A 21,790-nucleotide genomic window follows, 5' to 3' on the forward strand; every position below is an offset into this window, starting at 1 on the left:
GAGGGATAGCATGGTTATTCAGCAAATGCCGGACGCTCTTGCAAATAAAATAGCGGCTGGAGAGGTTGTCGAACGGCCGGCTTCCGTTGTAAAAGAACTGGTGGAAAACAGCATCGATGCGAATAGCAGTTATATCAAAATAGAGGTGTCCGAAGCTGGATTACAAAAGATAAAAATAACGGATAATGGATCAGGAATGGATGAAACAGATTGTGAGCGGTCGGTGCTCCGTCATGCGACCAGCAAAATAAGCAATGAAAACGATCTTTTTCATGTTCGCACACTAGGGTTCAGAGGAGAAGCACTTGCCAGTATTGCGGCTGTAAGCAAGCTGACAATAAAGTCCTCGACTGGAGATGAAGCAGGAACACTGCTGGAACTAGAAGGTGGGAAACTTGTAAAAAAAGAAAAGAGTGATGCCAGGCAGGGTACGGAGATCATGGTGGAAAACTTGTTTTTCAATACACCTGCACGCCTGAAATACATGAAGACGATTCATACTGAACTAGGTCACATTACCGACGTGATGAACAGGATGGCTTTATCTCACCCGACGGTTCGTTTTGAAGTTTATCATAACGAAAGACAGCTGTTCCGATCACCCGGCAGGGGAGATTTGCTGCAAATCATCGCGCAGGTTTACGGAATGAATGTGGCGAAAAAAATGGTGCCAGTAGAACATTCCACCCTTGATTTTTCCATTCAAGGCTATGTTGCTAAGCCTGAAGTGACAAGGGCATCGAGAAATTACATTTCGACTATAGTCAATGGGCGCTTTATAAGGAGCATTCCCTTGAGCAAGGCAATCGCCAAAGGATACCATACCCTGTTGCCAATCGGAAGACACCCGCTAGTCGTGTTAAATATCCAAATGGACCCGATTCTGGTGGATGTGAATGTACATCCGGCAAAACTGGAGGTGCGTTTCAGCAAAGAAAAAGAACTGTTTGAAGCAATTGAATCCACCATAAGGGAAGCTTTCCGGAAAGAGACGCTCATTCCAGAAGCAAGTCAACCAAAACCCAATCGTCTGGAAAGTGTGCAGGACAGTTTTTCGTTCCATGAACCTTCTTCCTATACTGTAAAGGAAAATGCTTACCCTCATGATGAGCGTGGTGACTATTCGCCAACGGTTCACGGTCAACTTGTCGAGTCGGCGGAAGAGGCATCAGACCTATCTATGAAAGAGCGGTTGAAAGAGTCCGCCACTTACGATGAAGTGTTGAAAGGCCAGGTGGAAAACGAAAGCCGGTCCGGAGAGCAAAAAATTGTCATTGAAGAAGAACAAGAAATAAAATCGGACCGTTTACCCGCCATGTACCCAATCGGTCAGCACCATGGAACATATATTCTGGCCCAAAATGAAAATGGTTTGTATATTATCGATCAGCATGCTGCCCAGGAACGAATAAAATATGAGTTTTTCAAAGAGAAAATCGGGGAGGTCCCGAATGAAGTACAAGAGCTTTTAATGCCGTTGACTTTTGATTTTTCCAAACAGGAAGCCTTGCTGATCGAACAGCACCAGGATGAATTCAGGAAAATCGGTCTGTTCTTTGAACCATTTGGTGAACAAAGCTATGCAATCCGCTCGCATCCTCAATGGTTCCCAAAAGGTTTCGAAGAGGAAGTCATCCAGGAAATTGTCGAGCAAGTAATCGCCGATGAGAAAGTGAACATCAAAAAAATCAGGGAAGAAGCAGCCATTTTAATGTCTTGTAAAAGATCCATAAAAGCAAATCATTATTTGAATCATGATGATATGTTCCGGCTGCTGGAGGACTTGAGGAAATCGACCGATCCTTTCACATGTCCGCACGGCCGTCCTATTATTGCTCATTTTTCCGCTTATGATATGGAAAAAATGTTCAAGCGTGTTATGTAAAATGTATCCAGATTGTAGAAAAGGGATTTTCTACAAGCTTTTTGCTTTGATTATTTTAAGAGCAGATCGAAAACTTGTTGTGGAGTGGGGTTCTATAATCACCGACTCAACAAGTGCAAGTATGGAGAAAGTCCATTTTGTTTTTTCTTTTGTCAATTGCCATGTTTGCTTTAAGTTTTGGCAGGGTATTTAGATAAGAACCAGAAACTATCACGTATAATTTGCGAACATAACAAAAAAATATTCTTAGAAAGGTGTGATGGAAAATGGCTGAAAACTTAAATGTGCATGTAAATGAAAACATGCCGGAAAATCAACGATTGATAAATTTTTTGAATCAAGAGTTATCTAACTTTGCTGTACTGTATATCAAACTTCATCGATACCATTGGTTTGTCACCGGTAAACATTTTTTTAAACTGCATGAAGTTTTTGAGGATCTTTATAATGAAGCGGCACAGGACATGGATGACATAGCCGAGCGGATTCTTGCTATAGGGGGCAGGCCTTTGGCCACCATGCATAAATACATCAAAGAAGCGACCATTCATGAAGCACAGGCGGATGATACAGAGGATGAAATTGTAACGCAGCTTTCCCGTGACTATCAAACGATTATTGATGAAATCAAAGGAAAAGGCGGAAAGTTGGCGGAAGAGGTGAACGATCAGCCTTCTCTCGACCTGTTAAATGAGCTGCAGGGACGACTGGAGAAACATGTCTGGATGTTGACAGCTTTCGAAGGCCATCTTAAATAAGAAAGCTCTTTTCGACGCCATCAGCTTGCAGAGAAACCTTTTGTTTCTCTGCAAGCTTTTTTTAATGAATTAGGAAACCCCTGGCTAATGCCGGGGGTTCCGGAGAGCTTACAGTGTGGTAATAAAAAAACCTCACTTCATGGTAGGATAAAGTTGGTTTCCCGACCACTGCAGAGAAAACCACCAGTTCACACTGGTGGTTTTGATTATGCGTCTTTTTCTATTGTGGGAGTTTATCGGGCTCTATACTAAATGTGGTGACCCCTGTCGTGATGCGGATTCGAACTGAGCGAAAAATTACACCCATTCAAGGTTTTAGAACGAGATTCCTTTGGCGGAAAAACGGACGACTAAGACCCCATATCAGGAGATTTAAAAGGTTTGTGTCTTTCAGACGTTTACGACGGAAGTGAGCTAATAAGTTGGGCTGAGCTCGTTACACGAGATCTACGTCAGACAACGTATAGATGATTTTTAGAAGGAGGTATTTGATGGGATGAACTGCGTTTTCGACCATTATCATGACAGTATTTGTCCTTCAGTTCGTCATAAACGAAGGAAAAATCGATAAGCTCATTTATTTCCAGAAGAAGATGCTCCTTAGGGGCCACCATATCGTAGAGCCCTTCGTACTGGCTTAAATCCATGGATAATGGACGGTCTAACATCGAATCCCTCCCTATTATGTATTCCTTTTATTGAAAAGAAAAAAGAGTGACTTTCTTTTAGAAATCAAAGAAAATCACTTCTTTTCGTTTACCCTCTGTCGATTCCACGATGAGCGTTCGGTGGTGACGCCTGCGGGAACAGCGCGAGCCGAAGATCCACTTGGTTAAGTGATCTTTTTGACCAAGTTAGCTGAGGCCGTGCCCGCGGCAAGCATCCACCGATAAGCGATTCGTGAGAATCAACAACAAACTTTAAAATCTCTTCTAGATTAGAAAGGACTTTTTCAGTGGCCTCAAAAAAGGGGTGCTGTGTTTTAACAGCACCTTCTGTTCGTTACCTTCTCACTGCACGGATAATGAGACTTAGTATCAGAACGAAAATAATCGCACCGATCAATGCGGGAATGAGATAAATACCGCCTAATTCAGGACCCCATTGACCGAACAATTCTCCTCCGATCCATGCCCCGATGATACCCGCGATGATATTACCGAAAATACCAGCCGGTAAATCTTTTCCGACAATTAAACCGGCAAGCCAGCCGATTAGTCCACCGACTATTAAATAGATGATAAAACCCATATTGGATTACCTCCTTGTAGTATGTCGCTATTTTTATATTAATAAAACTTCAGCATATGACTGCTGTGTTTGTAAGACATGTACCCTTCCCAAGAAAAAACCAAACGCTTGCTTGGGGGTGCACGGACGAGAAGATTGCGAAAAATAAAAGTTAATGTATAATGGTTTATCAAAAGGATAGTATAACCAAAGCGCAATATTTAATTATAAATCTAGGAGTATAAGCATGAAACCACTTGTAGTTGCAGTTGTTGGGCCGACAGCTGTCGGGAAGACGAGCTTGAGCGTGGAAATAGCCAGGAACTTTGCTGGAGAAGTTATCAGCGGTGACTCGATGCAAATTTACCGCGGAATGGATATCGGTACGGCAAAAATAACAAAAGAAGAAATGAAGGGCGTACCACATCATTTAATCGATATAAAGCAGCCTGACGATACGTTCTCCGTTGCTGAATTCCAACAGAAAGTGGCGAATTGTGTGAAGGAGATAACGGAAAGAAATCATCTGCCGATTATCGCCGGCGGAACTGGTTTATACATACAAGCCGCCTTAAATGGCTATATTTTTGCCGATGAAAAGAGGGATGATACCTACCATAAAAAGCTGGAAGATGAAATCGACTGTTATGGGATCGATACATTATACGCCAAGCTGCGATCGGTAGATCCGGAACAAGCCAAAAAGATCCATCCCAATAATAAGCGCAGAGTCATCCGTGCATTGGAAGTATTTGAGAAAACGGGCAAAACGATGAGTGAATATCAAGCTGCACAACAAGCAGACTCTCCTTATCGTCCTGTTATCTTAGGATTGGATATGGAAAGGGATGTTCTTTATCAACGGATTAACACGCGAGTTGATGAAATGGTTGAATCAGGGCTTGTGGAGGAAGTGAAGCATTTATACAATCAGGGCTTTTCAAACAGCCAGTCGATGAAAGCAATTGGATATAAAGAAATAATCCCATATCTAAATGGGGAAATGACCTTGGATGAAGCTGTCGGTTTGCTAAAACGGAATTCTCGAAGGTTTGCCAAGCGACAGTTGACATGGTTTAAGAACAAGATGGATATTCATTGGTACACGATTGATCCAGGGAAAAAGGAGGAACAATTTGAAATAATTTTATCTGAGTTAGCAGGAATGCTGCAGAAAAAATAGAATTACATAGTACAGATAAAAAGAGGAGGAAATTTTATGTCTCAATCGGTAAATATTCAAGATCAATATTTAAACCAACTCCGTAAAGAACGGATTCAAGTCACCGTTTTTTTATTAAATGGTTTTCAGTTGAGAGGGACCGTGAAGGCTTTTGATAACTTTACCGTTTTATTTGATACGGACGGTAAACAACAATTGATTTTCAAGCATGCCATTTCGACTTTCGCACCGGTGAAAAACGTAGCTTTGGATAAAGAGTGATGCCATCTGGGCACTCAATCCGGTGACGGAGTGATATTGTTTCAAACAGGGCAGGGTGTTCATACTGAACACCCTTTTTTATGAAATCAGAAAATGCCCGGGGTCCATAGGCGAATGTCACACTCCTTGTTCTTTTCACGTATAATATCGTGAATAAGGGGTGGTAATGTGGAATCTCAAGTATCATTAAAACGAAATGGCCAAATAAATATTATTTTAAATGAAAGAGAAAAACTCTCTACCTCCAAAGCACTGAGTGAACAAAAAGGATATGACCCTTTTGCCGACATCGACAATCGTTTCTCCTCTTTTGTAGGTTTAGAAAAATTGAAGGATACCATGAAAGAAATTTATGCATCGATCACCATTAATCAAAAAAGAGAAAAAGCTGGATTGAAAGCGGAAAAACAGGTTCTGCACATGCTTTTCAAGGGGAATCCTGGAACAGGAAAGACCACTGTGGCAAGGCAACTAGCCAGAACATTGTTTGAAATGAACATTTTGTCAAAAGGTCACTTTATCGAGGCAGAGAGAGCCGATCTGGTCGGAGAGTATATCGGCCATACTGCCCAAAAAACCAGAGATTTGATCGAAAAGGCTAAAGGCGGTATTTTGTTTATTGATGAAGCCTATTCACTCGGGCGCGGTGGTGACAAAGATTTTGGCAAAGAAGCGATCGATACATTGGTTAAGCACATGGAAGACAGCCATAACGAATTTATTTTGATATTGGCTGGTTACCCAAATGAGATGGAATATTTCCTGTCGCTAAACCCCGGTCTGGTATCCCGGTTTCCCATCGTCCTGGAGTTCGAGGATTATTCAGTTGTACAATTGCTTGAAATTGCAAAGCAGATGGCTGCTGAAAGGGAATATCAATTCACAAAGGAAGCAGAATGGAAGCTTCAGGATTATTTAATCAAGCAAAAGCAAAACAACAATCATGATTTCTCAAATGCCCGCTTTGTCCGGAATCTATTGGAAAAATCGATACGAAAACATGCTGTCCGGTTGATGAGAAAACAAAACTTTTCGACAAAAGATCTGACTACCATCACCAAAAGCGATCTCTGTTTGGATTAGATAAAAAAACTAGAACCTTGCTATGCGAGGTTCTAGTTTTTATTTGCTGTATATATTTGTTATGATGAAAGCAGTATCAGAGAAAGAGGTTGAGCAGATGCAGGAAAAAGTGCTAATCATAGCTGTACGACAACCAAGACAAGAAGAGGAACGTTTTCAATCTTCACTGAGTGAATTACAGTCTCTCACCGAAACAGCGCAGGGGAACGTCTTGAAAATCGTTACGCAAAATCGTGAAAAAATACATCCTGCCCTTTATATGGGGGAAGGAAAGGTAGAGGAACTCACTGAATTTGTGGAAGAATTGGAAATAGATTTGGTGATATCCAACGACGAGCTTTCTCCAAGCCAGGCAAAAAATTTAGGTGAGCGGCTTGGTGTTCGAATTATAGATAGAAGTCAATTGATACTTGATATCTTTGCGCAACGGGCAAATACAAAAGAAGGTAAACTGCAGGTTGAATTAGCGCAGTTGGAATACATGCTGCCGCGGCTCTACGGACAGGGGAAGTCATTATCCAGACTGGCAGGCGGCATCGGGACTCGCGGGCCGGGTGAAACCAAGTTAGAATCTGACCGGAGGCATATCAGACGAAGAATAGACGAAATCAAAGCCAGACTGCAAGCGGTTGTTAATCAACGTGCGCAATACAGGAGCCGGAGAAAAGAAAACAAAGCTTTCCAGATAGCGATTGTCGGTTATACGAATGCAGGAAAGTCGACTTTTTTTAACCGGATAACCAAAAGTGAATCGTTGGAAGAAAATCAATTATTTGCAACCCTGGATCCGATGACACGGCAAATTCAGCTCCCATCCGGATTTGCTGCTTTGATTACGGATACGGTAGGATTCATTCAAGATTTGCCGACAACACTTATTGCTGCTTTCCGCTCTACACTCGAAGAAGTCACGGAAGCCGATTTCATTCTCCACATGGTAGATGCTTCCCATCCGGATTTGGAAAATCATCAGAAAACAGTAAATACATTATTGGAGGATTTAGGTGCGGAAAATCTACCTATGCTAACTGTCTACAATAAAAAAGACATTCTGCAAGAGGACTTTATTCCTTCCGTTCATCCCTCCATGACGATAAGCGCCCACGATCCTATCGATTTAAAGCGGGTGTTGCATGAAGTAGAACAGATATTAATCGGTGAATGGGAAGCATATCAGACATTTCTCACGCCAGATGAAGGAACGTTACTTGAAACGTTGAGAAGAAGGACTATTGTCACTGATCGTTATTTTGATGAAGCGAAAGAAGGTTATCGGGTAAGCGGTTATATTAGTCCGGACCATCCTTTAAAATACAAGGTGAAGGAGCAGCACGAGACAGAATGATTGAATCAACCATCAAAGAAGCAGAACAGGATATCCAGAAACAAATTCAAACAGCGAACAACATTTCGGAAACCAATCAACGTAATGTTTTGAAGGCATTTCAAAAACACCGAGTAAGTGACAGTCATTTCAATCCTACAACCGGGTATGGTTACGATGACAACGGACGGGAAGTCCTTGAGGCTGTTTATGCAGAGGTGTTTGGGGGAGAGGACGCTTTGGTGCGTCCTCAACTCGTGTCGGGAACTCACGCGATTACCACCTCCCTATTCGGACTGCTGCGCCCGGGGGATGAGTTGCTTTACATGACCGGAAAGCCCTATGACACTTTGGAAGAGGTAATTGGCAGCCGCGGTGAAAACAATGGCAGTCTTAAGAACTTCGGTATCGACTATTGTGCGGTGGATTTAAAGGAAAATGGAACCATTGACTGGGATAACGTAAAAAAGTCAATTAAAAGAAATACAAAAGTGATAGCCATTCAGCGATCGAAGGGGTATCATGAGCGCCCGTCATTTTCAATCGACGAGATAAAAGAAATGATTCAATATATTAAACACTTGGACAAGGACCTGCAAATATTCGTAGATAACTGTTACGGAGAATTTGTTGAAACGAAAGAACCGCTGCACGTGGGAGCGGATTTGATCGCCGGTTCACTGATCAAGAATCCCGGAGGCGGAATCGTCCGCGCCGGGGGATACATTGCCGGAAAAAAACATTTGGTAGAACAATGTGCCAACAGGTTGACCGCACCTGGTCTGGGAAAAGAAACCGGGGCGAGTCTTGGCATGTTGCAGGAAATGTTTCAGGGATTGTTTCTGGCGCCTCATGTAGTTGGGGAAGCGGTGAAGGGCGCGATTTTCACTTCTCGCTTCTTAGAAAAAAGTGGTTTTCATACGACACCGGACTATCGAGCCTCCAGAACCGACTTGATCCAATCAGTGAATTTTGATACTCCGGAACAAATGATTGCTTTTTGCCAGGCAATCCAACAAGCCTCTCCCGTCAATTCTTTTGTGACACCGTACCCTTCTGCAATGCCCGGGTATGATAGTGAAGTGATCATGGCTGCCGGGACATTTATCCAGGGGGCAAGTCTTGAACTCACTGCAGACGGGCCGATCCGCCCGCCTTATACTGCTTATGTCCAAGGCGGATTGACATACGCCCATGTGAAAATAGCAGTGACAGAAGCGGTAAAAACGTTACAACAAAAAGGGTTCTTAAAGCGATATTGATAATAGAATCAGCTGTTGATGTTCAATGGCTGATTTTTTTATGGCCACATTTAAGAAGCACACGCAACCTGGCAAATCAAGATGTCTCTGCGTGATTTATGGTCTGTCGGTGTTGCTGAAAACTTCATATTGAAAGTAGAAAGAGTCCCTGTCACGAGGTGCTATTCCCTCACTCTTTATTACCCTAAAGCTGCGGCATCAAAAGTAATAAGAGATAGATAGGAATTATTTAGAGGCATTGGGGATTTTAAAAGAGTGGATGTTTGGAATGGAGGGGAAAGAGGCAGCAGGCGGTTAAAAGGCAGATTCAAAAAACATCGCCTTCCCGAACAGCCCGTCTTATTGGTTTGTTTATAAAAGAAAGAAAATTCAAGGAATTTTTTATTTTTTGATGTAAAGAAAGCTTACACGCCTTGACAATTATTATTCCAATTGTATAATAGAACTATGGAAAAATAACAGGGAAAGGGGTTATACCATGAGCGATCTGGATAGACGTTCCATGCCGTTATTTTCCATAGGTATCGTTAAGTCACTGACCGATTTGACAGCAAGACAAATCCGTTATTATGAAGAACATAATCTGGTTCATCCGGCCAGGACAAACGGAAACCAACGTTTGTTTTCATTCAATGATGTCGATCGACTGCTCGAAATCAAAGAATTGATTGAAAAGGGGATAAACCTGGCAGGAATCAAACAAGTACTTAACATAAAAGACCTCCCAACGACAAAACAGTTGAAGGAAAATGAAAAAGCCCCGGAACTGTCTGAGAAAGAATTGCGGAAAATGCTGCAAAAAGAGCTTCACAGTACCGGCCGCATGGGAAAAACATCGTTGCGCCAGGGAGAATTATCACGATTCTTCCATTAAATATATAGGAGGAGAGGAATAAATGGCTGCTAAATTTACGAAAGAAGAGATAATGCAAAAAATCAAGGAGGAAAACGTACGGTTCATTCGTTTGCAGTTTACCGACATGCTTGGAACGATTAAGAACGTTGAAATCCCTTTGAGCCAGTTAGAAAAAGCATTTGACAATGAAATGATGTTCGATGGCTCTTCTATCGAAGGGTTTGTTCGCATAGAGGAATCCGACATGAAACTTTATCCGGACTTGGATACATTTGTTGTTTTCCCGTGGACTTCTGAAAAAGGAAAAGTCGCCCGTTTCATTTGTGATATTTACAATCCTGACGGAACGCCTTTTGAAGGCGACCCTCGTTACAACTTGAAGCGCAACTTGAAAAAGATGGAAGAGCTGGGCTTCTCCGCTTTCAATATTGGTACAGAACCAGAATTTTTCCTTTTCAAATTGGATGAAAAAGGTGAACCATCGCTAGAATTGAATGATAAAGGCGGTTACTTCGACTTAGCACCTACTGATTTGGGAGAGAACTGCCGTCGCGATATCGTGCTTGAATTGGAAGAGATGGGTTTTGAAATCGAAGCTTCCCACCATGAGGTGGCACCGGGACAGCACGAAATTGACTTTAAATATTCCGATGCTTTAAAACACTGTGATGATATCCAAACGTTTAAATTGGTTGTCAAAACGATTGCCCGTAAACATGGTTTACACGCTACTTTCATGCCAAAACCGCTGTTCGGTGTGAACGGCTCCGGGATGCACTCCAATATGTCGTTGTTCAAAGATGGCAAAAATTCTTTCTACGATCCACAAGGAGAACTGGAACTTAGCGAAACGGCATATCAATTTATCGCAGGCATCATCAAGCATGCGACCAGCTTCACAGCTGTAACAAACCCGACAATCAACTCTTACAAACGTCTTGTTCCAGGATATGAGGCACCTTGCTATGTAGCTTGGTCTGGATTGAACAGAAGTCCGCTTATCCGAGTTCCTTCTTCAAGAGGACTGAGCACACGAGTTGAAGTTCGAAGTGTCGATCCGGCGGCAAACCCTTATTTGGCTATGTCCGTCATGCTTGCCGCAGGACTTGACGGTGTGGAGAACAAAATGGAAGCACCAACAGCGGTCGACCGCAATATTTACGTCATGGATAAAGAAGAAAGGGAAGAAAACGGTGTGCAAGATTTACCGGCCACCCTTTACAATGCAGTTGAGCTAATGAAGAAAGACAAAATCATCGTAGAAGCGCTCGGAGAACATCTTTTCGAACACTTCGTCGAAGCAAAAGAAATCGAATGGGATATGTTCCGTACACAAGTACACCCTTGGGAACGCGAACAGTATCTGCAAACTTATTAATCTTACAGCCTTCCGGCACTTTTACGCCGGGAGGCTTTTCCTTTAAAATTCCTACGCAAAAGGGCGGCCGGCAGCATTCTCCACATTGATTACCACGGTTTAATAGTTATTTCTTCGCACTTCTAAAAGGCCTGAAACGTCATATAAATAATGATGGGGTGCTTCTAATTGGAGAATGTATTAATGTTTGCTACTGTTTTATTTCCGATTGTATCTGCCTTGGTTGAATTGGTGAAAAAGACATTTGCGCTGCCTAAAAATATCATTCCAGCCATTAGCTTGGTGATCGGCATGATAATTGGAGGAATCGCATATCCTTTTACGGAAATGGATATCGTTCTGCGCCTTTGGGCGGGAGGGATAGCAGGACTGGCAGGAACAGGTCTGTTCGAGTTAGTCAAAACAAGAGACGGGAACACCAAACAAGACGCTCCCTGAGCGTCTTGTTTGGTGTCAAATATTTCGTTTTCAAAGATGACACAATCCAGCCATTGGGGGTTGAGGTCAGGTATTAAAGGGAAAAAACTTTGGACATTTTCTTGGAAATTTAATAAAATCATAAAAGGGAGGTGTTATTTATCAAGTATGTAGGTTTTGTACTGATAGCCGCTTTGGTTTTGGCCGTCACAAAGAATTTTCAAGAAATATATGATTTTTCATCCATATGGTTATTTGTTTTCAATGTTTTACTGTTGGGGTATTTCGCATTCTTGGTAGTATTTCCGCTTCCTGAAAACAAAAAGCGAAACACTGCTAACTAAATTTATGGATATCGGTAAAAACATATAGATGGTAGTTCAAGTAGACAGAAAAAACCAAATCCTAGGATTTGGTTTTTTCTGTCTACTTGATATTTTATTGGATATGTCGATATAAACCTACCACTTTCCCTAAAATTGATACATTATTGAGGATAATCGGTTCCATTGTTGCATTTTCGGGCTGGAGTCTGATATGGTCTTTTTCTTTGAAGAAACGTTTGACGGTAGCTTCTCCTTCTTCTGTCATGGCTACGACAATTTCCCCGTTTTGAGCAGTTTGTTGTTGTTTGACTATGACCATATCTCCATCCAATATACCAGCTTCCACCATGCTTTCACCTTCGATGATCAACACGAAAATATTTTCATCTGGATTGGCTATCGTGCCAGGGAGCGGCACATATTCTTCTATGTTTTCCACAGCTGTAATAGGTATACCTGCGGTGACCTTTCCGATAACCGGGGCGAAAGTCGCTTCACCGGCAGGAATTTCAGGAGTCTCTTCTAAATTAAGCACTTCAATGGCACGGGGTTTCGTAGGATCTCTTCTGATAAATCCTTTCTTTTCCAGTCTCGATAAATGGCCGTGGACGGTTGAACTCGATGCTAGTCCTACAGCCTCTCCTATTTCCCTCACAGAAGGTGGATAACCTTTATCCAAAACCTGCTCTTTAATATATTCTAAAATTGCCTGCTGCCTTTTTGATAGTTTTGTCATTTGTGTAACACCTCGGACATAGTATTTATTGTGAATATTATATCATGGTTGACATGCAGATACAAACACTCGTTCGAAAAAAACATTGACAAGAACCTATGTTCGTATATAATAGTAATATAAAAGCGAACATAAGTTCTAATTATTTAGGAGGCGGACAATATGTTTCAAAAACTTTCGAAACTAGACCTTTTCTATTTAACTCTATTTATTTTCACTTTAGGATTAATGTATTATGCGATGGTCACCATCTGAATAAATGGCGATGAAAAGGAACATAAGAGGTGTCAGCTTGTGAAGACAACAAAACAGCAAAAAGTAGTAATATATTGTAGAGTTAGCACGGTTAAAGAAGAGCAGGAAACCTCTTTGCAGCGACAGAAGCAGGAGTTAACAGATATGGCTGCCAATCATGAATTAGACGTTGTATCGATTATAGAAGAACAAAAAAGCGGCTACGAGATAGACCGGGAAGGCGTGTTCCAGATGCTCGATTTATTTTCCTCAAAAAAAGCCGACTGTCTTCTCGTTCAGGATGAAACACGGCTTGGGAGAGGCAATACAAAGATCGCTTTGTTTCATCAGCTCAACAAATTGCAAATCCCTGTATATTCACTGACGCATCGAGGACAGTTGGAATTATCCGAGTCCGATTCCATGGTTCTGCAAATCGTCGGCATTGTAGAGGAATATCAAAGAAAAATCCATAATTTGAAAATTAAACGCGGAATGCGTAAAGCAATGGAACGTGGGTATGATCCAGGGAAAAACCTGGCGAATCAGCATCAAGCCTCAGGAAGAGATAGAATAGAGTTCCCGATTGACGAGGTGGTCAGGCTAAGGGCGAATAAGCTGACTTTCGAAGAAATAGCGGCTACTTTGAAGGGGCTTGGATATCCTGTTTCGAAAGCGACCGTCCATCGTAGGTTTCAAGAGTATGTTTCACTTGATTCCGATCCGGAGTAGCGATAAGATATGTACAAGACAAGTTCGGTTCTGTCAGGACTTGTTTTTTTGTTTCAAAAAACTGTTTTATGGCAAAACAAGAACTATAAATTATTTTAAAGGAGTTTCTTATGCTTTCAAAAGATAAGTTGAATAGAATCAACGTCCTTGCTAAAAAAGCAAAAGAAGAAGGCTTGACGACTAATGAAAAGCAGGAGCAACAGTCATTGAGGGAGGAGTACTTGAAAAATGTACGAAAATCCTTTAAAAACCAATTTAAAAGCATGACAGTGGTTGATCCGGAAGGAAAGGACGTCACTCCCCAAAAAGTCAAAGATTTAAAACATCGGGAGAAAAACAATCATTGAGAATGAAGCCTTTTTGACAAGCATTCCAGCATGGAATTATAATGGACATGCTGAAATGCTTGTTTGATTTGTCTTTTCATTATAGGATATGAGGTGTACATAAACCGTAAATCAGAAAGGGGTTACAACAATACATGGTAAACCAAACAGAAAAACTATCCATTAATACAATTCGTACCTTGTCAATCGATGCCATTGAAAATGCGAACTCCGGTCATCCGGGATTGCCGATGGGGGCTGCTCCAATGGCATATACCCTTTGGACCGACTTCATGACTCACAATCCCAAGAACTCACACTGGTTCAACCGAGATAGATTTGTTCTATCGGCCGGACATGGGTCAATGCTGTTATACAGCCTTCTCCATCTGTCCGGTTATGGATTGACGATCGATGATTTGAAAGGCTTCCGCCAATGGGGATCCAAAACTCCCGGTCATCCAGAAGTCCACCATACAGAAGGTGTAGAAGCCACTACAGGACCGCTCGGCCAAGGCTTGGCGATGACAGTCGGCATGGCGATGGCAGAACAACATCTAGCTGCCAAGTACAACAAAGAAGGATTTCCGGTGATTGACCATCACTCTTTTGCTCTTGTCAGTGACGGAGACTTAATGGAAGGAATCTCGCACGAAGCAGCATCCCTGGCTGGCCATTTAAAACTTGGCAAGTTAGTCGCTTTGTATGATTCGAATGATATATCCCTGGATGGGGAGCTGTCCCAGTCCTTTTCTGAAAATGTAGAGGATCGGTTCAAAGCATATGGATGGCAGGTCATCCGGGTGGAAGACGGCAATGATTTATCTGCAATTCGGGATGCGATCAAAGAAGCGAAAGCAAACACGGATCAGCCTACCTTGATCGAAGTGAAAACCGTTATTGGTTATGGTTCACCGAACAAGTCTGCTTCTTCTGCTTCCCATGGCGCTCCTCTAGGGGCGGATGAAATCAAACTTACCAAACAGGCTTATGAATGGGAGCATGATGAATTTCACGTACCGGAAGAAGTCTATCAGGATTTCGATCAAAAAATCGTGCAGCAAGGCAAGCAGGCTGAAGATGAATGGAACGCTCTGTTTGAAAAGTATAAGTCTCAATATCCAGAGCTTGCCGAAGAATTAGCGAATGCAATCAAGGGAGAACTGCCGGCCGACTGGGCAGATGAGCTGCCGAGTTACGAGGCGGGAAAAGATAAGCTGGCCACTCGTGCTTCTTCTGGCGAAGTAATTAATGCTATTGCCAATAAAGTACCTTACTTTTTTGGGGGCAGCGCGGATTTAGCTGGTTCGAATAAAACGAATGTAAAAGGAGCAGGGGATTTTTCGAGAAATAACTATTCTGGCAGAAATATCTGGTTTGGTGTTCGTGAGTTTGCCATGGCTGCAGCCTTGAATGGAATGGGGCTGCATGGAGGATTGAAGGTCTATGCGGGTACTTTCTTTGTGTTTAGTGACTACTTGCGCCCGGCTGTTAGATTGTCTGCCATCATGAATCTTCCGGTAACATATGTGTTCACTCACGATTCCATCGCAGTGGGAGAAGATGGACCAACTCATGAGCCGATCGAACAGTTGGCATCTCTTCGGGCAATGCCGAATTTGTCTGTAATTCGTCCGGCTGATGGAAATGAAACCAGTGCAGCGTGGAGGCTATCGTTAGAATCCACAAAAACTCCAACAGCACTGGTTCTTACCAGACAAGGCCTTCCTACTTTGGAGGGAACCAAAGAACAGGCGTATGAAGGAGTCAAAAAAGGCGCTTATGTCATCAGCCCGGCTGACGGCGACCAAGCGGACGGTTTGCTTCTTGCTTCTGGATCGGAAGTACAACTGGCAGTAAGCGCCCAGAAAGAACTGAAAAACAAAGGCATCGATGTCAGTGTAATCAGCATGCCTTCCTGGGATCGCTTTAAACAACAGGATAAAGCATACCAGGAAGAAGTTCTCCCAACTACCGTGAAAAAACGCCTGGCAATTGAAATGGCTTCTCCTTTCGGATGGGAACGTTATGTAGGGGATGAAGGCAAAGTGTTGGGCATAGAGACTTTCGGTGCTTCTGCCAATGGAGAAAAGATTTTGGAAGAATACGGATTTACCGTTGAGAATGTGGTCAATCAGGCTGAAAACCTTATCAAAGGTTAATGTCCTTCCCCCCCAGGCTGCCGCTATCGCTGGGGGGTCTATTATGGATTCATCTTTTTCTTGTTCGACAATATTCGAAGAATTCCACTCCATCGTTTGACAACAGTTTCGCATTGGATTGTGTATACTTGTCCCTAGCAGGGAGGGACAAGCCATTGCCTAATTACTCCATATTTATAGTGAACAGTGAATTCGCGAATCATTATTTTTATCGATCAGAAATTTTATATCGATTTTTACGAAAGTTTGATGTTTATCCACGAGATAGTATCACATATAAACAATCAAGATATGTAACGTCTGAGATTCCTGTACGAGAATTGATGGACTATCTGGCATTTTCGCATTCTGGCAAATCAGAGTTCGAGAAGGACGGGAACAGATTGCGTATAAAAGATCATCGGTCGGACGTTGCTGAGTTACTGATTGACGTAAGGTGCATACATGGGTTTTCCACCAGCTTTTCTGCTATGGAAAATCTGTTGTTTCAATATCTCAGGCGATTTGACAGCCGCTTTTTTATTATCGAATGTGATTCAGACAATTATGGTTGGATCTCACCGATAGGTAAACGGCATAAGGACTTGAATACAAGGCTATTGTATTCTCTATTATGATTTACTATACTGTATTAGAGACAACTTGAAGGAGGAAGACGTGACATGGGCACGATTTGGGTAGTATTGATTGCCATTATTGCTTTGATTGCCGGTGTTGCTCTGGGGTTTTTCATTGCGAGAAAATATATGATGAATTACCTTAAGAAGAACCCGCCGATTAATGAACAAATGCTTCGCACATTGATGATGCAAATGGGACAAAAGCCATCGCAGAAAAAAATCAATCAAATGATGCGGGCGATGAACAACCAATCGAAATAATGAATGAACCCACTTATTAGCGGTCAATGGTATCTAAAATAGATTCTATTTGATAACTATACATATAAATCCCTTGTCACTTAGCGGCAAGGGATTTATATGTAAGAAAGTGAAAATTTCACTTAGTTGTCACAATGGCGGATTTATCTTCTGCTACACTAAAAAAGACGGAACTATCTGCTTTACTAATAAAATCCGCTAGAGTTAGAATAATTAGGTTGAGCAGTCGCTTTTCAAGATGTTGTGGGCTGCAGTGTTCTGGTTTCTTTTCTATTGCCGGTCCGGATTTCTTGGTCATCCGGATTTTGTACACAAGTTGAAACATAGGTATTAAGCGGTTTTCCAGTCATTATAGAAGTGAATATTTTGTATTAAGCTACAATAGAGATGACTAAATGAAGGAGGGGGAAAAATGGCGGCAGAATTAAATATATTTATTGCCTTTGGAGCAGGTTTCCTATCGTTTATCTCTCCATGCGTCCTGCCATTATATCCGGCTTTTTTATCATACATAACCGGAATGAGTGTAAACGAGATAAAGGTTGAAAACGGAATGTTGAATAGCAAAAGCATTATCCATACTGTGTTGTTTTTGCTTGGATTTTCAAGCGTTTTCGTTTTACTCGGTTTTTTCACCACATTCATAGGGGAATTTTTGTTAACCTGGCAGGATGCCATCCGCCAGCTTGGTGCGATTTTGATTGTATTTTTTGGATTGGTTATCATAGGAGTATTCAACTTTCAATTTCTGATGAAGGATCATAAAATCGTTTTTCGCAACAGGCCGGGTGGTTTCATCGGTTCCTTTCTAATCGGAATGGCTTTCTCGATGGGATGGACGCCTTGCACAGGCCCTATCCTCGGTGCCGTTATCTCGTTATCCGCAGATAATCCGGAGCTTGGAATGGTGATGATGACTGCTTATTCATTGGGCTTTTCTGCTCCATTTCTGATTTTATCCTTCTTTGTCGGAAAGATGAAATGGATAAAAAGGAATGGTCCGCGGTTGGTGAAAATCGGCGGTTATGTCATGATATTTATGGGAATCGCTTTATTCTTCGACTGGATGACGGACCTCACATCTTACCTTGCAGGCTGGTTTAACTTTTACGGGTTTTAACCAATGGAAATCGCTGCATATTTATATTATGATAGAATTACGGACATGAAAAAGGAGTTATGAAGATGCACGGAACAAATGACTTGATTTTAAGAACGGCGACAGTGTTAATATCATTCATTTTATTCGCCTTCTCTATCTATTTATTTCTTGCGGGGCATAACGCTCCTGGAGGTGGATTTGTCGGCGGTTTGATGACTGCTTCAGCGATTGTACTCATGTATATGGCTTATGGTGAGAGGGCTGTCAGCAAAATCATCCCCGTGAATTATCGTTTTTTAATACCGACTGGACTTTTAATTGCATTGTTGACAGGCGCCGGTTCTTTCGCATTTGGCGAACCGTTTTTAAATCAAACTTTTGGCCACTTCCATATTCCGTTACTTGGCGATAAAGAACTGGCCACAGCGCTTTTATTCGATTTAGGGGTATATCTTACGGTTGTAGGAATAACTATGACGATCATTCTTTCGATTGCCGGCGATCGTGAATAGTAAGGGGGAATTTGATGGCAAACATATTAGTGGTTGATGATGCAAAGTTTATCCGTGTAACTTTAGCGGGAATTCTGGAAAACGGAAACCATATCGTTGTAGGAGAAGCGGAAGATGGTGATCAAGCGGTTGAGATGTACAAACGGTTGTCACCGGATTTAGTTACCATGGATATCACCATGCCAGGTAAAAACGGCATGGAGGCAATGCAAGAAATAAAAGCTTTTGACAGTCAGGCGAAAGTAATCATGTGTTCAGCGATGGGGCAACAAAAACTGGTGGTGGAAGCCATTGAAAAAGGAGCAAAAGATTTTATTGTAAAGCCTTTCGATGAAAACAGAGTACTTGAGGCCGTAAATCGGGTACTGAGCTGACCATATTCGGTACATACATATAGACAAGATGGAAGAGTTGATATTATGCTGATAACAGCAACCACAATCGTAGGAATTCTGATGGCAGTCACCATGATATTTGTCAGGATGAAAGCTTCGAGGAGGCCGGCAAGCAAAGCAAGAATCATTTTGCCGCCTTTGTTTATGAGTACGGGTGCTTTTATGTTTTTAGTACCTGCTTTTCAAGTATCGTGGGCCCAAGTATTGGAGGCTTTTTCTGTCGGGGTGGTATTTTCTCTATTTTTGATCAAAAGCTCGAATTTCGAAGTGAAAAATGGATATATTTACTTGATTCCTTCCAAAGCGTTTGTATTTATCTTATTCGGATTATTAATCGTCCGCATCACCTTAAAGGTGATCATCGGGAAAACCGTGTCTGTTGGAGAAACGAGCGGCATGTTCTTTTTACTGGCATTCGGAATGATATTATCTTGGAGAATTGCCATGTTATGGAAATTTACCAGGATTGAAAAACGCCTGAATGGTTCTGTCACTTCATAAAAGGAAAGGATAAACCCCGCAGTTGGTTAGGTTATTGACTGCGGGGTGTTGACTTAGTGGCAGGAACTCTCTCCGACTCAAATAATTCTGCATAAGGTTCCATATCGATTTGTTTCTCATTCAGTTTTTTTTGTAAAAATTTATGATCCCGCTTAGGTGTGGCGATGATATATCCTTCGATTAATATGTCCTGCGTGATCTTTTTCCGTTTCTTTTCCAAAGCAATTTCCCCAATTTTCCCCGCTATTTTTTGTCTCGCGATATCCCGGAATAATTCGGGTACGGGAGAAACGAGTTCTTCAAGCAATGTCAATTCTTTTTTGCCCCACATATGCCGTGTTTTATTTACATAATATTCTTCCCAATCAAGTATGGATTTGCCATCCTCTTTAGGGAGCCGTTTAAGGAATTTGCGGAACATAAAGAAACCGCCAATCGCCATCAAACCTACCAGCAAGAACACCCAGGCAACGATGAAATAAGCAAAACCGCCTGTCATGTCGATCACCAATCTTTCTGTTTTTAGTCATATTGTTAAAGTAAAGAAATATAGTGGAAATGGAGAAAAAATAGTGCAAAAGTTTAATTTTTTTGATATTTATAGTAATATTACTAATAATTGTTTAATCATATTTCGGGATTGAAGGATCGCTCTGATCAAGTTTCACTAGCAAACCTTTTATCATCGGAATCAACTATGGTAATTATAAAAGGATATTTTTATAAATACAAGTTTTCATACTGGATAAATGAAAAAGATAGAAGAAAGGCGGACTTTTTGAGATAATCATCCTAGTAGTCGGTACATGAGATAGGGGGACAAAAGGAATGGATTCAGAAGAAAGAAACAATGAGACGAATATCCATCTTACGCATACTATGGAATTAAACGATCATCATCCTGCTACTGATTATTTGCTGACCAGATTGCCGGATAGCATGCTCGAATGGATTGAGAACAACGGATACGATTTAATCACTGTATGCAATCTGGATGGCCGGGTCTTATACATTTCTAAGTCAGTGTATCATATGCTCGGCTATAAAGCAGAAGAATTGATCGGAATCTCTGTGTTGGAACTCTTATCGCCGTATGACCAAAGCCTTCTGAAGTCTAAATTCAGCCAATATTCCGCTGATTCTCAAAAGGTTCATTTGAGTATCCGCAATAAAGAAGGAAAATATATTTGGGCAGAAAGTGTAATTGGCAGATTACGAGATGAAGAGCATGCAGCCGACTTAGTGGTCTCTGTAACCAAAGATATACAGGACAAAAAGGAAGCAGAAGAAATGATGATACGCTCAGAAAAAATGTCCGTGGCTGGGCAGCTGGCAGCAGGTGTCGCTCATGAGATACGTAACCCGCTGACATCCATCAAAGGGTTTCTCCAATTGCTCCAGGCTGGTATCGACCGGAAAGAGGAGTACTACAAAATTATGGTGGATGAGATAGAAAAAATAGAGACCATCACTTCCGAGTTGCTTTTCATTTCAAAACCGATGACTGATGATAAAAAAATGGAGATGATATCAGAATTGTTGAATGATGTCATTGTTTTGCTTCGTTCTCAGGCCAAGTTGAAAAATGTCGATATATACATGGACCTTGATAAAGAACAATGTGTATTTTGTGATCGTTCCCAAATTAAACAGGTTTTTATCAATTTAATCAAAAATGCAGTGGAGGCAATGAAAGACGGAGGAAGCGTCTTCGTGCATGGGAGAACGAACAAAGGATCGATTGAAATAGATATTGTCGACGAGGGCCCCGGCATACCGGAAAACATTCTCCATAAATTGAAAGAGCCTTTTTTCACGACCAAAAAAGATGGCACAGGTCTTGGTTTGATGATATCCAACCAAATCGTCGAAAAGCACCATGGCAGACTGGAAATCTATCGTAACCCCGAAAAAGGGAGCACCTTCAGGGTGATCCTGCCGACCAAACAGGAATACTGAATAAAAACCCCCTGCAAAACGTCCTGTAGAAAGTGCATATGACTAAAGAAACGACAAGACTTTCTACAGGAGATACCCGGTAGCAGCTTTCCCCGTAAGTTATGAAGCTATATTGTACATAAGGCTTGCATGTCGTTTCCTGCCTAAAATCCTTACATACTCGCAATCTTCAAAACTAAAACTTTCTAAAAATATGATCAAATGTTTTACTTATAAATCGATTTCATTTAAAATATATTGTGGATTCAATCTATAGATTTTGTCGAAGGCTGTTAAATAGGGGATTG

Annotated in this window: 23 protein-coding genes and 1 pseudogene; 20 read left to right on the forward strand and 4 right to left on the reverse strand. The window is 41.7% G+C overall.

What is annotated here, in order from left to right; all coding sequences use genetic code 11:
* Positions 1–10 precede the first annotated feature (10 nt).
* Positions 11–1,885, forward strand: a complete 1,875-nt coding sequence (gene mutL, locus F6X55_RS07540; protein ID WP_026570286.1) for a DNA mismatch repair endonuclease MutL — start codon at positions 11–13, stop codon at positions 1,883–1,885.
* Positions 1,886–2,151: 266 nt separating this feature from the next.
* On the forward strand, positions 2,152–2,643 hold the full coding sequence (locus F6X55_RS07545) for a Dps family protein (protein WP_235162447.1): 492 nt from the start codon (positions 2,152–2,154) through the stop codon (positions 2,641–2,643).
* Positions 2,644–3,082: 439 nt separating this feature from the next.
* Here the strand turns inward: F6X55_RS07545 and F6X55_RS07550 are convergent.
* Positions 3,083–3,311 (reverse strand): annotated as a pseudogene (locus F6X55_RS07550) (transposase); the annotation flags it as partial.
* Positions 3,312–3,645: 334 nt separating this feature from the next.
* Positions 3,646–3,894 (reverse strand): GlsB/YeaQ/YmgE family stress response membrane protein, encoded by a 249-nt coding sequence (locus F6X55_RS07555; RefSeq protein ID WP_026570283.1) that lies wholly within the window; start codon positions 3,892–3,894, stop codon positions 3,646–3,648.
* Positions 3,895–4,120: 226 nt separating this feature from the next.
* Between F6X55_RS07555 and miaA the strand changes: the two genes are divergently transcribed.
* From miaA to F6X55_RS07595, 8 genes are all read left to right on the forward strand, one after another.
* A complete protein-coding gene (gene miaA / locus F6X55_RS07560) occupies positions 4,121–5,056 on the forward strand; it encodes a tRNA (adenosine(37)-N6)-dimethylallyltransferase MiaA (RefSeq protein WP_153462605.1) in 936 nt (311 codons plus the stop codon).
* A 36-nt stretch (positions 5,057–5,092) separates the two neighbouring features.
* On the forward strand, positions 5,093–5,317 hold the full coding sequence (gene hfq, locus F6X55_RS07565; protein ID WP_026771327.1) for an RNA chaperone Hfq: 225 nt from the start codon (positions 5,093–5,095) through the stop codon (positions 5,315–5,317).
* 168 nt (positions 5,318–5,485) lie between these two features.
* Complete coding sequence (spoVK, locus tag F6X55_RS07570; RefSeq protein WP_026570282.1) at positions 5,486–6,400, forward strand: stage V sporulation protein K; 915 nt, start codon at positions 5,486–5,488, stop codon at positions 6,398–6,400.
* Between the two features lie 97 nt (positions 6,401–6,497).
* Complete coding sequence (gene hflX, locus F6X55_RS07575) at positions 6,498–7,745, forward strand: GTPase HflX (protein WP_026570281.1); 1,248 nt, start codon at positions 6,498–6,500, stop codon at positions 7,743–7,745.
* On the forward strand, positions 7,742–8,986 hold the full coding sequence (locus tag F6X55_RS07580; protein ID WP_153462607.1) for a methionine gamma-lyase family protein: 1,245 nt from the start codon (positions 7,742–7,744) through the stop codon (positions 8,984–8,986). Before hflX ends, F6X55_RS07580 begins: the two co-directional genes overlap by 4 nt.
* Positions 8,987–9,464: 478 nt before the next feature.
* Entirely contained in the window at positions 9,465–9,860 is a 396-nt protein-coding gene (locus tag F6X55_RS07585; protein ID WP_026570279.1) for a MerR family transcriptional regulator, read from the forward strand.
* Positions 9,861–9,882: 22 nt separating this feature from the next.
* The gene (glnA, locus tag F6X55_RS07590; RefSeq protein ID WP_026771324.1) at positions 9,883–11,220 is read left to right on the forward strand and encodes a type I glutamate--ammonia ligase; all 1,338 of its coding nucleotides are present in this window, start codon (positions 9,883–9,885) and stop codon (positions 11,218–11,220) included.
* Positions 11,221–11,388: 168 nt separating this feature from the next.
* Complete coding sequence (locus F6X55_RS07595) at positions 11,389–11,658, forward strand: holin (RefSeq protein WP_026570278.1); 270 nt, start codon at positions 11,389–11,391, stop codon at positions 11,656–11,658.
* Between the two features lie 417 nt (positions 11,659–12,075).
* On the opposite strand, the gene lexA is transcribed toward F6X55_RS07595, so the two are convergent.
* Positions 12,076–12,699: a transcriptional repressor LexA gene (gene lexA, locus F6X55_RS07600; RefSeq protein WP_026570276.1), complete on the reverse strand. Its 624-nt coding sequence runs from the start codon at positions 12,697–12,699 to the stop codon at positions 12,076–12,078.
* A gap of 294 nt (positions 12,700–12,993) precedes the next feature.
* Between lexA and F6X55_RS07605 the strand changes: the two genes are divergently transcribed.
* The 9 genes from F6X55_RS07605 (at position 12,994) to F6X55_RS07645 (ending at position 19,544) form a co-directional block, all read left to right on the forward strand.
* Complete coding sequence (locus F6X55_RS07605) at positions 12,994–13,665, forward strand: YneB family resolvase-like protein (protein WP_153462609.1); 672 nt, start codon at positions 12,994–12,996, stop codon at positions 13,663–13,665.
* A 110-nt stretch (positions 13,666–13,775) separates the two neighbouring features.
* Positions 13,776–14,012 carry a DUF896 domain-containing protein gene (locus F6X55_RS07610; RefSeq protein ID WP_026570274.1) on the forward strand — a complete coding sequence of 79 codons (237 nt, stop codon included), beginning with the start codon at positions 13,776–13,778 and terminating at the stop codon, positions 14,010–14,012.
* Positions 14,013–14,146: 134 nt separating this feature from the next.
* Complete coding sequence (gene tkt, locus F6X55_RS07615) at positions 14,147–16,153, forward strand: transketolase (RefSeq protein ID WP_026570273.1); 2,007 nt, start codon at positions 14,147–14,149, stop codon at positions 16,151–16,153.
* On the forward strand, positions 16,153–16,770 hold the full coding sequence (gene sirA, locus F6X55_RS20405) for a sporulation inhibitor of replication protein SirA (RefSeq protein WP_081718100.1): 618 nt from the start codon (positions 16,153–16,155) through the stop codon (positions 16,768–16,770). The genes tkt and sirA overlap by 1 nt, the downstream gene beginning before the upstream one ends.
* 45 nt (positions 16,771–16,815) lie before the next feature.
* Positions 16,816–17,034 carry a YneF family protein gene (locus F6X55_RS07625; protein WP_026570271.1) on the forward strand — a complete coding sequence of 73 codons (219 nt, stop codon included), beginning with the start codon at positions 16,816–16,818 and terminating at the stop codon, positions 17,032–17,034.
* A gap of 412 nt (positions 17,035–17,446) precedes the next feature.
* Complete coding sequence (locus tag F6X55_RS07630; protein ID WP_026570269.1) at positions 17,447–18,154, forward strand: cytochrome c biogenesis CcdA family protein; 708 nt, start codon at positions 17,447–17,449, stop codon at positions 18,152–18,154.
* A gap of 59 nt (positions 18,155–18,213) precedes the next feature.
* A complete protein-coding gene (locus F6X55_RS07635; protein WP_026570268.1) occupies positions 18,214–18,648 on the forward strand; it encodes a Na(+)/H(+) antiporter subunit B in 435 nt (144 codons plus the stop codon).
* A gap of 14 nt (positions 18,649–18,662) precedes the next feature.
* Positions 18,663–19,022 carry a response regulator gene (locus F6X55_RS07640; RefSeq protein ID WP_026771319.1) on the forward strand — a complete coding sequence of 120 codons (360 nt, stop codon included), beginning with the start codon at positions 18,663–18,665 and terminating at the stop codon, positions 19,020–19,022.
* A 45-nt stretch (positions 19,023–19,067) separates the two neighbouring features.
* Positions 19,068–19,544: a CcdC family protein gene (locus tag F6X55_RS07645; protein WP_026570266.1), complete on the forward strand. Its 477-nt coding sequence runs from the start codon at positions 19,068–19,070 to the stop codon at positions 19,542–19,544.
* Positions 19,545–19,575: 31 nt separating this feature from the next.
* Here F6X55_RS07645 and F6X55_RS07650 read toward each other — a convergent pair whose 3' ends face one another.
* Complete coding sequence (locus tag F6X55_RS07650) at positions 19,576–20,043, reverse strand: DUF2621 domain-containing protein (RefSeq protein WP_051382032.1); 468 nt, start codon at positions 20,041–20,043, stop codon at positions 19,576–19,578.
* A gap of 329 nt (positions 20,044–20,372) precedes the next feature.
* Here F6X55_RS07650 and F6X55_RS07655 point away from each other — a divergent pair, with 329 nt between their 5' ends.
* Positions 20,373–21,503, forward strand: a complete 1,131-nt coding sequence (locus tag F6X55_RS07655) for an ATP-binding protein (RefSeq protein ID WP_035426721.1) — start codon at positions 20,373–20,375, stop codon at positions 21,501–21,503.
* Positions 21,504–21,790: the final 287 nt, after the last annotated feature.

It is taken from the genome of Sediminibacillus terrae, assembly GCF_009602435.1.
GTDB lineage: Bacteria > Bacillota > Bacilli > Bacillales > Amphibacillaceae > Sediminibacillus > Sediminibacillus terrae.

Excerpts from the sequence above, each read along its gene's own strand:
- mutL (WP_026570286.1), top strand. The coding sequence starts at position 11 with ATGGTTATTCAGCAAATGCCGGACGCTCTTGCAAATAAAATAGCGGCT.
- F6X55_RS07545 (WP_235162447.1), top strand. The coding sequence starts at position 2,152 with ATGGCTGAAAACTTAAATGTGCATGTAAATGAAAACATGCCGGAAAAT.
- F6X55_RS07555 (WP_026570283.1), bottom strand. The coding sequence starts at position 3,894 with ATGGGTTTTATCATCTATTTAATAGTCGGTGGACTAATCGGCTGGCTT.
- miaA (WP_153462605.1), top strand. The coding sequence starts at position 4,121 with ATGAAACCACTTGTAGTTGCAGTTGTTGGGCCGACAGCTGTCGGGAAG.
- hfq (WP_026771327.1), top strand. The coding sequence starts at position 5,093 with ATGTCTCAATCGGTAAATATTCAAGATCAATATTTAAACCAACTCCGT.
- hflX (WP_026570281.1), top strand. The coding sequence starts at position 6,498 with ATGCAGGAAAAAGTGCTAATCATAGCTGTACGACAACCAAGACAAGAA.
- F6X55_RS07580 (WP_153462607.1), top strand. The coding sequence starts at position 7,742 with ATGATTGAATCAACCATCAAAGAAGCAGAACAGGATATCCAGAAACAA.
- F6X55_RS07585 (WP_026570279.1), top strand. The coding sequence starts at position 9,465 with ATGAGCGATCTGGATAGACGTTCCATGCCGTTATTTTCCATAGGTATC.
- glnA (WP_026771324.1), top strand. The coding sequence starts at position 9,883 with ATGGCTGCTAAATTTACGAAAGAAGAGATAATGCAAAAAATCAAGGAG.
- lexA (WP_026570276.1), bottom strand. The coding sequence starts at position 12,699 with ATGACAAAACTATCAAAAAGGCAGCAGGCAATTTTAGAATATATTAAA.
- F6X55_RS07610 (WP_026570274.1), top strand. The coding sequence starts at position 13,776 with ATGCTTTCAAAAGATAAGTTGAATAGAATCAACGTCCTTGCTAAAAAA.
- tkt (WP_026570273.1), top strand. The coding sequence starts at position 14,147 with ATGGTAAACCAAACAGAAAAACTATCCATTAATACAATTCGTACCTTG.
- sirA (WP_081718100.1), top strand. The coding sequence starts at position 16,153 with ATGTCCTTCCCCCCCAGGCTGCCGCTATCGCTGGGGGGTCTATTATGG.
- F6X55_RS07625 (WP_026570271.1), top strand. The coding sequence starts at position 16,816 with ATGGGCACGATTTGGGTAGTATTGATTGCCATTATTGCTTTGATTGCC.
- F6X55_RS07630 (WP_026570269.1), top strand. The coding sequence starts at position 17,447 with ATGGCGGCAGAATTAAATATATTTATTGCCTTTGGAGCAGGTTTCCTA.
- F6X55_RS07635 (WP_026570268.1), top strand. The coding sequence starts at position 18,214 with ATGAAGATGCACGGAACAAATGACTTGATTTTAAGAACGGCGACAGTG.
- F6X55_RS07640 (WP_026771319.1), top strand. The coding sequence starts at position 18,663 with ATGGCAAACATATTAGTGGTTGATGATGCAAAGTTTATCCGTGTAACT.
- F6X55_RS07645 (WP_026570266.1), top strand. The coding sequence starts at position 19,068 with ATGCTGATAACAGCAACCACAATCGTAGGAATTCTGATGGCAGTCACC.
- F6X55_RS07650 (WP_051382032.1), bottom strand. The coding sequence starts at position 20,043 with ATGACAGGCGGTTTTGCTTATTTCATCGTTGCCTGGGTGTTCTTGCTG.
- F6X55_RS07655 (WP_035426721.1), top strand. The coding sequence starts at position 20,373 with ATGGATTCAGAAGAAAGAAACAATGAGACGAATATCCATCTTACGCAT.